We start from the raw sequence: 12197 nt of genomic DNA, 5'->3' as shown, positions 1-12197 counted from the left end.
ACTTCGTCCCATACTTTAGGGGTGTCTGTTTTTACAGACTGAGACTTTACCCTTTGAACCTGATCTGGATCATACCAGCGTAGGGAAAAGTAGGTGACTTTTGCTGTACATTCTATTGTACAATAATGGCCATTCCTAAAGTATATTTAAATAATTAGGAATGGAACTTATAATCAACCACACCCGAAAAACATTTAATGTACTTCCCGAAAATCTGGAAGCATTACTGGCTATGGAATTACCCGGAAAAAAGAAAGGTATTGCCGTAGCACTCAACAATCGCATTATTCCGCTGTCTGCCTGGGCGGAAACTTTCCTTAACAATCTGGATTCAATTTTAATCATTACTGCCACTCAGGGCGGATAATTCTCATATTTAATACCAATATTTATGGCTCACTCCATTACATGTTCGCCATTTCCGAACTCAAAGAAAATGTATGTTGAAGGAAAAATTCATCCTATCAGCGTAGCAATGCGTGAAATACAGCTTAGCCCTACAAAGCTTAACAACGGAAATTTTGAAGAAAATGCTCCGGTAACCATTTATGATACTTCCGGTCCTTACACGGATGAAAATGCATCCATTGATATTCAGAAAGGGCTTCCAAGAATCAGAGAGCAATGGATTCTGGATAGAGAAGATGTCAATGTTCTGGAAGGAATTACGTCAGAATATGGGAAAGCCCGTCTGGCAGATCCTAAACTTGATGAATTGCGTTTTTCCTACGATCACAAACCTAAAGTAGCACAGGAAGGAAAGGAACTTACCCAGCTTTATTATGCAAAACAGGGAATCATTACTCCTGAAATGGAATATGTGGCAATCAGAGAAAATCAAAGGATAGAACAGCTTGAAACGGTCCCTAAAGAAATGGCTTGCCAGCATATTGGAAACAGTTTTGGTGCCAATACTCCCAAAAGCAAAATTACCCCGGAGTTTGTAAGAGATGAAATTGCTGCCGGAAGAGCGATTATCCCGAATAATATCAATCACCCGGAAAGTGAGCCCATGATTATAGGGCGAAACTTTTTGGTAAAAATCAATGCCAATATAGGAAACAGTGCAGTTTCATCAAGTATTGATGAAGAAGTGGAGAAAGCTGTTTGGGCTTGTCGATGGGGTGCAGATACCATTATGGATCTTTCTACGGGAAAAAATATTCATGAAACCAGAGAATGGATCATCAGAAATAGCCCGGTTCCTATTGGTACCGTTCCGATTTATCAAGCGCTTGAAAAGGTAAAAGGAGTACCGGAAGATTTAACATGGGAAGTTTTTAAAGATACCTTGATTGAGCAGGCCGAACAAGGAGTCTCTTACTTTACCATTCATGCTGGCGTTTTATTGAGATATATTCACCTTACAGCAAACAGAGTAACAGGAATTGTTTCCAGAGGAGGGTCTATTATGGCTAAATGGTGTCTTTATCATCATAAAGAAAACTTTTTATATACTCATTTTGATGAGATTTGCGAGATCATGAAGAAGTATGATGTGGCTTTCTCTTTAGGAGATGGTTTACGTCCGGGTTCTATTGCTGATGCCAATGATGCGGCTCAGTTTGCAGAACTGGAAACCTTAGGTGAACTGACTAAAATTGCTTGGAGGCACAATGTACAGGTGATGATTGAAGGGCCGGGACACGTTCCGATGCATATGATCAAAGAAAATATGAAAAAGCAATTGGAAGTATGTGACGAAGCACCTTTCTATACCTTAGGGCCCTTAACTACAGATATTGCACCGGGTTATGACCATATTACTTCAGGAATTGGGGCCGCAATGATCGGATGGTTCGGATGTGCAATGCTTTGTTATGTAACACCAAAAGAACATTTAGGTCTTCCAAATAAAGACGATGTAAAAGTGGGGGTAATTACCTATAAGCTGGCAGCTCATGCTGCCGATTTAGCAAAAGGACATCCGGGATCGCAATACAGGGATAATGCATTAAGTAAAGCGAGATTTGAATTTAGATGGGAAGACCAGTTCAATCTTTCATTAGATCCGGATACCGCCAGAGCTTACCATGACGAAACACTTCCTGCTGATGGAGCCAAAATTGCCCATTTCTGTTCTATGTGCGGGCCGAAATTCTGCTCTATGAAAATTACTCAGGAAATCCGTGAGTCTGCAGAGAAAGGAATGTTTGACAAATCGCAGGAGTTTATTGAAAACGGAAAGGAAATTTATATATGATTCTCGTCATCACTCCTGAAATCATAGTTCCTAACGAGTCAGAAATCATCAATCAGATGTTTCATGATGGACTGGATTTCCTTCATATCAGAAAACCATGGATCAGCCGGGAAAAAATGACTGAATTTATCAATAGTATTGATGCTTCATTCTATCCTAGGCTGGTACTCCACAGTCATTATGACCTTGGAAAAGATTACGGGATTTCCAGACTTCACTTTAGAGAAGAAGTTCGAAAGGAAGGGAAGTATAAATCTTTGATGAATGGCAATACAATTTCAACCTCTGTTCATGAGATTACCACTTATAATGCTTTAGAAAAAGAATGGGAATATGCTTTCATAAGCCCATTCTTTCCAAGTATTTCCAAAAAAGGGTATGGAGTTGATTCAACAGTAATTGAAAGTTTGATTCAAAGGAATAATCCACATGTAAAACTGATTGCCTTAGGTGGAATTGATTCCAGTCATATTCAGGAAGTTTTTGATCTTGGAGTAGATGGTGTGGCTTTGTTAGGAGCTATTTGGGAGAGTAATGAACCTTTACATGTTTTTAAAAAATGCAGAAAGAACATTCTTTTGTGATTTTATAAAGAGAATTTACAAAAAGAAACAGTCTGTAGAAATGAGAAATTAGATATAGAAATTTTTTTAAAAGTAATCCCTCTTTCTATTGGGAATACATTCCTAGTCAATATGGAAAAATTACAATACATCTCACAAGGAAATACAAAAAATGAACAAGAGCTGAATATCCGTAAAGCCTTGGATAATGGGATAAAATGGGTGCAGATCCGTTGGAAAAATGCCCCTGAAAATGAATTAATAAATCTTTGTGAAACTTCAAAACAGCTTTGCTCAGAATATCAGTCAATGTGTATTATTAATGATCATGTTCAATTGGCAAAAACAATAGATGCTGATGGAGTTCACTTAGGATTAAGTGATGGTTCCATTGAAGAAGCAAGAAGTATTTTAGGTGAAAATAAGATCATCGGTGGAACAGCCAATACGATTTCAGATGTTCTTCAAAGAATGAAGGAATCGTGTGATTATATTGGTTTGGGACCATTAAGATTCACTTTTACAAAAGAAAAACTCAGCCCTGTTCTTGGATTTGAAGGCTATCAGGAAATTGTAAATCAGCTTAATGAAAAGTCGGTTGCTATTCCAAAAATATTTGCGATTGGAGGAGTTGGTCCTGAAGATATTCAGTCTTTACAAAGGATTGGAATTTATGGAGTAGCAGTTTCTGGACAGATTACCAACCAGCCAGCCATTATTAATGAGTTAAAAGCCTTGTCAAGGTTTTAAACCTTGACAAGGCTCAGGCAATAACGTCGAAAAAAAATAAATAATTACCTATGCATAATCAAAAATTAATAATTGCAGGCAGAACCTTTGAATCCAGATTGTTTTTAGGAACAGGAAAGTTCGGAAGCCTTGAAGATATGGCAGCCTCTGTGGTAGCTTCAGAATCCAATATGGTAACGATGGCTTTAAAGAGAATTGATGCACAGTCGACAGGAGATGACCTATTAGATTCCTTAAAAAGCACAAATGTTCATCTTTTGCCCAATACTTCAGGAGCCAGAACAGCAAAAGAAGCGGTTTTAGCAGCACAGTTAGCCAGAGAAGCTTTAGAAACTAACTGGGTAAAGCTTGAAATTCATCCTGATCCGAAATATTTATTACCAGACCCTATTGAAACACTATATGCAACAGAAGAACTGGCAAAATTAGGATTTGTCGTGATGCCTTACATCCATGCTGATCCGGTTTTATGCAAACGTCTTGAAGATGCAGGAACAGCAGTTGTAATGCCTTTAGGAGCACCTATTGGAACGAATAAAGGATTGAGAACATTGGATTTCTTAGAAATTATCATCAGCCAAAGCAATGTTCCTGTTGTTGTAGATGCAGGAATTGGAGCACCGTCTGATGCGGCAAAAGCAATGGAGATGGGAGCAGATGCTGTTTTGGTGAATACAGCCATTGCAGTAGCACGAAACCCTTTAAATATGGCTGTGGCCTTTAAAGAAGGAGTCATTGCCGGAAGAAGAGCCTTTGAATCAGGATTGGGAGCTATAGCGAATCATGCTGAAGCATCAAGTCCATTGACTTCATTTTTGTTTGAATAAAAATCAGAATCATGAATAGTTTTAAGGAGGTTTTCGAACTACACCAATGGGATGAGGTAAAAACCAGACTTGAAAAAGTAACCATTTCCGAGGTCCGAAATAGTCTTCAGAAAAGAAACAGGACACTGGATGATTTTTTGAATCTGCTTTCGCCGGTAGCTTCACAGGAGCTTGAACTCATGGCTAATATGACGAGAACGCTTACCCAGAAACGTTTCGGAAAGACCATCCAATTATACGCGCCATTATATCTCAGCAATGAATGTCAGAATATCTGTACTTACTGTGGATTCAGCCTGGATAATAATTTGAGGCGAAAAACACTTTCTGATACAGAATTGATAATAGAAACTTCAGTGCTGAAGTCTATGGGGGTTAACCATGTTCTTTTGGTAAGCGGAGAAGCTAATAAAATAGTGGGAGTCCCTTATTTTCAGAATGCAGTTCGTTTACTGAGACCTCATTTTTCCAATATTTCCATTGAAGTACAGCCCTTAGAAGAGGAAGAGTATAAACTTCTTCATGAAGAGGGAGTTCATTCGGTGTTGGTATATCAGGAAACTTATCATCAGGAAGTCTATAAAGAATATCACCCGAAAGGTAAAAAATCCAATTTCCATTTTCGCTTAGATACTCCTGACAGAATTGGCAGGGCTGGAATTCATAAAATGGGACTCGGTGTGTTGCTCGGACTGGAAGATTGGCGTGTAGACAGTTTTTTCAATGCTCTTCACATTGATTACCTGCAGAAACAATACTGGAAAAGTAAGTTTTCAGTATCATTTCCAAGGCTTAGACCAGCAGAAGGAATTATTGAACCTAACTTTATCATGGAAGATAAAGACTTGCTGCAGCTGATCTGTGCCTACAGAATATGGAATGAAGATCTTGAAATATCTGTATCTACGAGAGAAAATGAAACCTTTAGAAATCATATTGTTTCACTGGGGGCTACTACTATGAGTGCAGGTTCAAAAACAAATCCTGGGGGATATGCAGTAGATCAGGAATCTTTGGAGCAATTTGAAACCAGCGACGAAAGAAGTATGGAAGAAATTAAAAATATGATTAAAAAATCAGGGTATGATCCGGTGATGAAAGATTGGGATTCTGTTTATAGTGGTGCTTAAGTTTCAAGAATAAATGTTTACTATGCAAAGCGAAGATATTTTTAAAAGATACAGCCGTCAGATCTTTATTGAAGAAATAGGACTGGAAGGACAAAAGAAAATCATGGCTTCAAAAGTTCTTGTCATAGGTGCCGGAGGATTGGGAAGCCCTGTGATTCAATATCTGGTAGCAGCAGGTGTAGGAACTCTAGGCATCGCCGATTTCGATCATGTGGAACTTCACAATCTGAACCGTCAGGTTATTCATAATGAAGACAGAGTAGGGGAGTTGAAGGTGAAAAGTGCTGAAAAATTTGTAACCCATCTTAATTATCAGGTAAAAGTAATTCCTATAGAAGAAAAAATTACTGCATCTAATGCTTTAGAAATCCTTTCCCAATACGATATTATGGTAGATGGTTCAGACAATTTCTCAACAAGATATCTGGTGAATGATACCTGTGTAACATTGGGGAAAGCATTGGTGTATGGAAGTATTTTAAGCTTTACTGGTCAGGTAGCTGTATTTAATCATCAGGGAAGTAAAAACTTACGGGATATCTTTCCTGAACCTCCTTTTGATGAAGAGATGCCGGATTGCGACAGCCTAGGTGTTTTAGGTGCTCTACCGGGAATTGTAGGCAGCATGATGGCGCTTCAGACTTTGAAACTCATCACAGATCTTCCTGTACATCTGAATCAGTTAACATTAATTGATACACTGAACTGGAAGTTTCAGACTTTAGATTTTTAGCCTGCTAAGCGGATGGTTTTTGTTTCTCGCAGATCACACAGATTTCGCAGATCTTATGCAACAGCTTTATTCTTTAAAAGAAAGAATCTGCGGTATCAGCTAAACCTGTGTGAGATATGTAAATCAATAAAAATAAAAAATGAGGCAGTAATACTATTACGGCCTCATTTTCGGTTATTATATCATTTAAATCTATTGCTGTCCCTGCTGCATAACTCCACCATTATCGTCTTTCTTGGTTTGGTTCAGGATATTTGGATCCTCTTTTGCCAGTTTATTTCTTGTTGGAATCTTATAATTAATGGAAATTCCAAAGTTTCTTGAATCATATTTCGTTCTAAGCATTACACTTTCTCCTAATGGTGGATTGGAACGTACCTGCATGATCTGACCATTGAAAATATCATTCGCAAAAACTGACACTGTGAGACGATTGTTCATAAACTTTTTCGTCAGGGTAATATCTAAGTTATTGCTAAATGGTTTTTCCGCAGTGAAGTAAAAATACCCTGCTTTTGGTGTCAGGTAGCTGTAATTTGCTGTAAGCTTAATATCTTTTGGAAGGATCAGCTGAGTCATCAGGTTAAAAATCCAGAATCCTTTATTGTTGAGGTTATCAATCTCATGCTTCTGATATCCTGCATAAATGTACATGAAATTCATTTTGTCAGGATTGAAGTTCGACTTCATAATCTCACCTATGGACTTGGTAAAAATCTGGAACGGCACAGGAAGACCAATATTGAAATTATGAATTTTCATATTAGAGATATTAACCTGTTGATTGTAAAGGTTTTTCCCTTCTTTTTTAATGATCTGTGCCACCTGGTTGCTGGCTGAGCTTACGCTATATCCAATGAACGCATAATCAAAAGCAGAAATTTTCAACTCATAGTTGTCAAAAATGGTCGGCTGAAGATTGGCATTACCTGTAATTTGAGTATTCGGGCCTCCAAATGTGGTATTATTGGGGTTTAGGGCAGAAATACTTGGTAAGCTAATCTTTTTGTTGTAATTCGCAGCCACATATACTTGGTTCATCAGGTTATACTGTATGCTGGCATTCGGAAAGAATTTAAACTTATTAAATGGAAGCAAATCATCCTGAACAAGTTTTCCATCTTTATCAAAATATCTGGTGATTCCTGAAATGTCATAGTTTTCAAAACGTGATCCCAAAGTGAAATCAAACTTTTTCAATTTTGCCTGAAACTCCAGGTAAGTAGAGGCTGTCTGTCTCTGGTATTCTAGATTGGTAAGCCCAAGGCTTTCTGTGTCATAATTTTGTTTTTCATATAATCCTCCGGCACTTACTTTTCCTCCATCAAGAAGCTTGATGGGTTGAGAATAATCAACCTTAAAGTTAGCAATTCTCATATCAGAATTATTACTTAGCACACTTCCCAGGTTCGTTGTTGGAAGAGGTTCTATAGGATTTTCATAAGTCTTGTTAAAGAATATATTATCCTGTCCAAATTTAGTGTAGGCTTTTGTATAACCAAATTGGAAATCTAATTTCTGAGATTTATCAGAGAAGCGTTTCTGATAGGTTACTACAGCTTCCTGTCTTACCGTATTGGTTCTGGCTACATCTGAAGATCCGAAAGTATAGTCCCTTATATAAACCTTATTAGGTGAGTTCTCATCCCGGGTTCTGTCACCTATACCATCACTTAAAGTATAATTATCATTGTTATTGTGATAAATATCGTAGTTCAGTAATAATCTGTCCTGTCCAAGGTCAAAAGTTACTCCTGCCTTAGCAAAATAAGTACGGGCAAATCGATCCGTATTACCGTTCAATAAGTCATCCTGCTTTGTATTCATCATACTTTCACGATAATTCTGTCCCACATTAAGCTGCCATCCAAAATATTTATTTCTTGCATTTAAATTCACAGAGTTTGTGGTTCTGCTTCTGTATTTATCGTAATTGGTGAAGGTGTAATTTCCGGAATACGTAGCGCTTAAGTATTTATTGGCGTTTTTATTCGTAATAATATTCATTACAGCCCCTCCTGATGTAGCAGGAAACTCTGCTCCGGGCTGTGTAACAACTTCAATTCTCTCTACAGAATTGGCCGGCATGCTTTCAAGAAAAGAATTCAATTCATTGGACGTGATATTGAGAGGCCTTCCGTTAAGATATACTTCCAGCATTTTTCCTTGATACATCATTCCTGCAATATCTGTAGCAACAAGACCCGGAAGCTTTTTAATTCCTTCAAGAACATTCCCGTTATTTAGCTGAGGTTGTTCAGAAAAATCAAAAACAGTACGGTCTGCTTTTTGTTCAACGGCTTTTTTAGTTTTAGTGATAACAATGCCGTCAATTTGTTTTTCTTTGTTGCTATTATTGCCTTTTTCCTGGGCAAAAGTAAGTATAGAACTTACCAGCGATATGGCGAATAGAGTTTTTTTCATAATGTTTTTTACTACTATCTGGTTAGACGCCCAAAAAAGAATTTTGTTACAATAGGTCTAATTTATAGTTGATATTTTATTTAAAAAAGAGTGTGCCCATCGACTATTAATGATTGAAAAAATATTTTGTTATTTAAAAAAATAAAAAAGAATAAAGTAAAATTAAATTGATTATCGTCTTGTACCATGTAAGAGGTTTTAGCGCTTAAACAATTGAAAATGAAAAAGTAAATTCGGATTTACTTCATCTTACATCAGAAGAAATTAACATTTAATAAGTAACAAAAATGAACAATAAAATAAAATTTATCCTGCCGAGATTACTAGGAATTACAATAGTAGTAGGTGCAGCAGTGTTAATCTTATCCATAGTTTTTAAACTATTGCTTGCGGGATTGGTATTAACAGGAATCGGAATGTTTGTAGCAAAAATGATGGGAAAAAGACATGAAAAACAAATCGCATATGGAAAAGAGACAATGGAGTTTCTTCCTTATTCAAATACCTTTCAAAAACAGCAAAAAACAGCCTATTCACATATGAGAAAAGAGGATTTAGCTATTATCCCAATTCAATAATTAATCATAACAACACCTAATCAAATAATTAAAATTATGTATACACAACACAACCATACACACAATCCATTTGGAAAACAAGGTCAATGCAATGCATTTGAAAGAAGCGGCTTTGGAAAGAAATTTAAAGAACATTTTATGGGAGGGAATGACCCTTTTAAAGAAATGTTCAATAAAAAGATCAATAACTATAAACCTGTAAATATTACTGAAAATGAAAATAATTTTACAGTACAGCTTTATGCAGCCGGTTTACATAAAGAATCTTTTAAAATAGCCATTAAGAATCAGGCTCTTACAATATCCTATACCCATGAAGAAAAAGATCCAGACTCTAAATTAATTTATCAGGAATTTTATGAAAGTTCTTTTGAGCGTCGCTTCCAATTAACAGATAAAGTTTTTGATGATCAGGTTTCGGCACTTTATGAAAATGGTATTTTAACGGTAACGTTGCCTAAAAATCCGGAAAAGAATAAACCGGAACAAAAAGTAGATATTAAATAATCTTTTTATCAAGTTAATCTCATAGGTTTTAAAACCTATAAGATTTAGACGAGAGATGTCTAAAAAAGCCATTGGGATTGTTATTGATTATGAAAGCGGACCAAAGTCTGCTCCTATTGAATTTTAAGTCTAATATTTCAAGAATAAAAGCCTCACAATCTTTGTGAGGCTTTTATTATATCCGGTATTATTTTTTGATTACTGGGCTCTTTGTTTCTCTTCAAAATTAACAGCTCTGGTATTGGATTTTATTTTCTGATTTCCAAAATTATAAGTCACACTTACATTCAGTCTTCTGGCATCCCAATAATTATTAAATGACTGGGTGTTATCAGCATAATAAGCGTCTCCTATGAATCTGCCTTGTTTAAAAATATCAGTCACAGAAAGATTAATCTGTAAAGCTTTTTCCATAAAGCTCATTTTCACTCCGGCATCCAGGCTACCCATGTTTTTTTGATAGGTATTTCCCTCTCTGGACGGTAATGTTTCCCAATAATTGATGAATAATAAGAATGTTTTAGCCTTATTAAGCTGAAAAGTATTTTTCAAAGAGTAATAAAATGATTGTCCGCTCTTTGGGATAAGGTTGAACTTTGTAATCTGCGTTTCATTATAACTGAAAGAAGTAGAAATATTACTTTCCCAGAATTTAAAAAACGTATCAGTATAGTTGAAGTTAATACCATAAGTATCCTGATTGTAATAATTATAATAGCTGCTGGTTACAGCTTCCTGATCCAGAAACAAAATCTGTCCAAAATTATTGGTTGTTCTTTGATAATATACGTTGGCAGAAAACTTATTTTTAAAAATATAATTAAGCTCAATATTGTCATTGAAAGAAGGCTGTAACTCGGGGTTTCCCGTAGAATAGCTGCGCGGATTGGAATACCATCTGAAAGGATTCAAGGAATGGAAATTCGGACGGTTAATCCTTCTGGAGTAGTTAATACTGAACTGATTGCTGCTATTGGCTTTATAAGACAGATATGCAGAAGGAAAGAACTTTCCATAATTGTTTTCAGTCTGGGATTGTGCAGTAGGAGAGATGCTGCTGGTCTGAACATATTCATAGCGGAGTCCTGCCTTAGCTGACCATTTTTCCCCAAAATCTTTACTGGCACTTATATAGGCAGCATAATTTTTTTCATCATATTCAAACTGATTGGTTTTACCCGGATCAATTTCATAATGATCATTTTTAAGATCAAAATATTGAATGTCTGAATTGTTGGAAAATTGGCTGTATTTTGCTCCGGTTTCCACCTGTGTTTTTTTGAAATTTAAGGTAAGATCTGCCTGTGCAGATGAAATTTTATAATCTACAGCAGACAGATTTCGAACCGTTTCTTTAGACTGATCAGAAAGATCTGTGGTGATAAAGTTGACCTGAGTATCGGGCACATTTCCATAATAATTATACCCAAGGCTCAATTTATGATCGCCAAATTTATGATCGAAATAAGTATTCAACATTTGTGTGGTAAAAGCAGAACGGTGTTTAGAATCCGTTTCCGTAAATAACGTTGGAGTATTTCCGCTGAAATAATTTTGTGTTGAATAGATATCCATATCAATATCACCTTTGGTAATATCATAGATGAATCCTATTGTAGATTTATCAGAAAGAGAATAATCAACATTGGCATTAAGTCCAAGTCCTTTATACATATCTCTTCTTTCGTCTCTACTGAATACTGATTCTTTCCCCATGATCTGAAAGTTTTCTACAGAACGTTTTGCCGTATCAAATCCCTGAAACTTTAGAATGGCTTTTACTTTTTTATTCTGATAATTGATTCCTGTTGCCCCTCCAAAGCTGCCATACGTTCTTTGGGTATAATAAGTATTTAAATAACCGCTCCAGCCAAGATCTACATTCTTTTTTAATACAATGTTGATGATTCCGCTATTTCCCTGAGCATCATATTTTGCCGGTGGAGTAGTGATTACCTCAATCTTCAGGATATTTTCAGAACGGAGATTCTTCAGATAATTAGTAAGTTCTGTTCCTGAAAGATTAAGCATTCTGTCATTTACCATCACTGAAACACCATTTTTTCCGGCAATTGAAATAATCCCTTTGTCTTCATCTATTTTAAGCAGGGGGGTACTTGCCAGTGCTTCAATTCCGCTGCTTCCGTTTGATAGCATAGAATTTTGAATATTATAAACAAGACGGTCTACCTTACGTTCAACTAAAGCTTTTTTGCCGTTTACGGTTACCGTTTCAATTGTTTTTACCTGGTTGGTAGAATCTTTCGTTTGCCCTGCAGCAAACGTACTTAATAAAGCGGTGATAAGAAGAATATGCTGTTTCATTTGAGGATCAGGTTTTGTTTTTGTTATTTTTCTGAAGCAAAGGTATTAGCAATGCTTTTTCCTTGAAATGGCCTTTAGATAAAGGAGAAAATTTAACCTGTGAACTTATTTTCATCGATAAAATGACCCGGTTTATCGAAAATTGAGCTTTTGATTG

The 12197-nt window shown here is 36.3% G+C and carries 11 protein-coding genes and 1 riboswitch; of the genes, 9 read left to right on the top strand and 2 right to left on the bottom strand.

The annotated features are described in order from the left end of the window. Positions 1 to 7: 7 nt before the first annotated feature. Positions 8 to 103: riboswitch (TPP riboswitch) on the top strand. Between the two features lie 57 nt (positions 104 to 160). The 7 genes from thiS to WH267_RS07565 all read left to right on the top strand — a co-directional run bounded on the left by thiS (position 161) and on the right by WH267_RS07565 (position 6206). Beyond that, positions 161 to 367, top strand: coding sequence for a sulfur carrier protein ThiS (gene thiS, locus WH267_RS07595; protein WP_340007035.1), 207 nt, complete (start codon positions 161 to 163; stop codon positions 365 to 367). 24 nt (positions 368 to 391) lie between these two features. After that, complete coding sequence (gene thiC, locus WH267_RS07590) at positions 392 to 2203, top strand: phosphomethylpyrimidine synthase ThiC (protein WP_340007033.1); 1812 nt, start codon at positions 392 to 394, stop codon at positions 2201 to 2203. Then, the gene (locus WH267_RS07585; RefSeq protein ID WP_340007032.1) at positions 2200 to 2787 is read left to right on the top strand and encodes a thiamine phosphate synthase; all 588 of its coding nucleotides are present in this window, start codon (positions 2200 to 2202) and stop codon (positions 2785 to 2787) included. Before thiC ends, WH267_RS07585 begins: the two co-directional genes overlap by 4 nt. Before the next feature lie 111 nt (positions 2788 to 2898). Continuing rightward, entirely contained in the window at positions 2899 to 3516 is a 618-nt protein-coding gene (locus WH267_RS07580) for a thiamine phosphate synthase (protein WP_340007030.1), read from the top strand. Between the two features lie 50 nt (positions 3517 to 3566). Beyond that, on the top strand, positions 3567 to 4343 hold the full coding sequence (locus WH267_RS07575; RefSeq protein ID WP_340007027.1) for a thiazole synthase: 777 nt from the start codon (positions 3567 to 3569) through the stop codon (positions 4341 to 4343). Positions 4344 to 4354: 11 nt separating this feature from the next. Next, positions 4355 to 5473 (top strand): 2-iminoacetate synthase ThiH, encoded by a 1119-nt coding sequence (gene thiH, locus WH267_RS07570; protein ID WP_340007025.1) that lies wholly within the window; start codon positions 4355 to 4357, stop codon positions 5471 to 5473. A 22-nt stretch (positions 5474 to 5495) separates the two neighbouring features. Continuing rightward, positions 5496 to 6206, top strand: coding sequence for a HesA/MoeB/ThiF family protein (locus tag WH267_RS07565; protein ID WP_340007023.1), 711 nt, complete (start codon positions 5496 to 5498; stop codon positions 6204 to 6206). Positions 6207 to 6398: 192 nt separating this feature from the next. On the opposite strand, the gene WH267_RS07560 is transcribed toward WH267_RS07565, so the two are convergent. Further along, on the bottom strand, positions 6399 to 8630 hold the full coding sequence (locus tag WH267_RS07560; protein WP_340007022.1) for a TonB-dependent receptor domain-containing protein: 2232 nt from the start codon (positions 8628 to 8630) through the stop codon (positions 6399 to 6401). A gap of 287 nt (positions 8631 to 8917) precedes the next feature. Between WH267_RS07560 and WH267_RS07555 the strand changes: the two genes are divergently transcribed. Then, entirely contained in the window at positions 8918 to 9208 is a 291-nt protein-coding gene (locus tag WH267_RS07555; RefSeq protein WP_123321080.1) for a hypothetical protein, read from the top strand. A 36-nt stretch (positions 9209 to 9244) separates the two neighbouring features. Beyond that, on the top strand, positions 9245 to 9715 hold the full coding sequence (locus WH267_RS07550) for an Hsp20/alpha crystallin family protein (protein WP_340007020.1): 471 nt from the start codon (positions 9245 to 9247) through the stop codon (positions 9713 to 9715). 198 nt (positions 9716 to 9913) lie between these two features. Here the strand turns inward: WH267_RS07550 and WH267_RS07545 are convergent, their stop codons facing one another. After that, a complete protein-coding gene (locus WH267_RS07545) occupies positions 9914 to 12040 on the bottom strand; it encodes an outer membrane beta-barrel family protein (RefSeq protein WP_340007018.1) in 2127 nt (708 codons plus the stop codon). Between the last annotated feature and the right edge of the window lie 157 nt (positions 12041 to 12197).

Origin of the sequence: Chryseobacterium sp. MYb328 (assembly GCF_037572595.1) — a bacterium.
Classification (GTDB): Bacteria; Bacteroidota; Bacteroidia; order Flavobacteriales; family Weeksellaceae; genus Chryseobacterium; species Chryseobacterium pennae.
Note: the sequence above shows the minus strand (reverse complement) of the source record. Positions and strands in the feature narration are given on the sequence as shown.

Bases quoted from the DNA above. Each gene is read 5' to 3' on its own strand.
- thiS (WP_340007035.1), top strand. From the start codon at position 161: ATGGAACTTATAATCAACCACACCCGAAAAACATTTAATGTACTTCCC.
- thiC (WP_340007033.1), top strand. From the start codon at position 392: ATGGCTCACTCCATTACATGTTCGCCATTTCCGAACTCAAAGAAAATG.
- WH267_RS07585 (WP_340007032.1), top strand. From the start codon at position 2,200: ATGATTCTCGTCATCACTCCTGAAATCATAGTTCCTAACGAGTCAGAA.
- WH267_RS07580 (WP_340007030.1), top strand. From the start codon at position 2,899: ATGGAAAAATTACAATACATCTCACAAGGAAATACAAAAAATGAACAA.
- WH267_RS07575 (WP_340007027.1), top strand. From the start codon at position 3,567: ATGCATAATCAAAAATTAATAATTGCAGGCAGAACCTTTGAATCCAGA.
- thiH (WP_340007025.1), top strand. From the start codon at position 4,355: ATGAATAGTTTTAAGGAGGTTTTCGAACTACACCAATGGGATGAGGTA.
- WH267_RS07565 (WP_340007023.1), top strand. From the start codon at position 5,496: ATGCAAAGCGAAGATATTTTTAAAAGATACAGCCGTCAGATCTTTATT.
- WH267_RS07560 (WP_340007022.1), bottom strand. From the start codon at position 8,630: ATGAAAAAAACTCTATTCGCCATATCGCTGGTAAGTTCTATACTTACT.
- WH267_RS07555 (WP_123321080.1), top strand. From the start codon at position 8,918: ATGAACAATAAAATAAAATTTATCCTGCCGAGATTACTAGGAATTACA.
- WH267_RS07550 (WP_340007020.1), top strand. From the start codon at position 9,245: ATGTATACACAACACAACCATACACACAATCCATTTGGAAAACAAGGT.
- WH267_RS07545 (WP_340007018.1), bottom strand. From the start codon at position 12,040: ATGAAACAGCATATTCTTCTTATCACCGCTTTATTAAGTACGTTTGCT.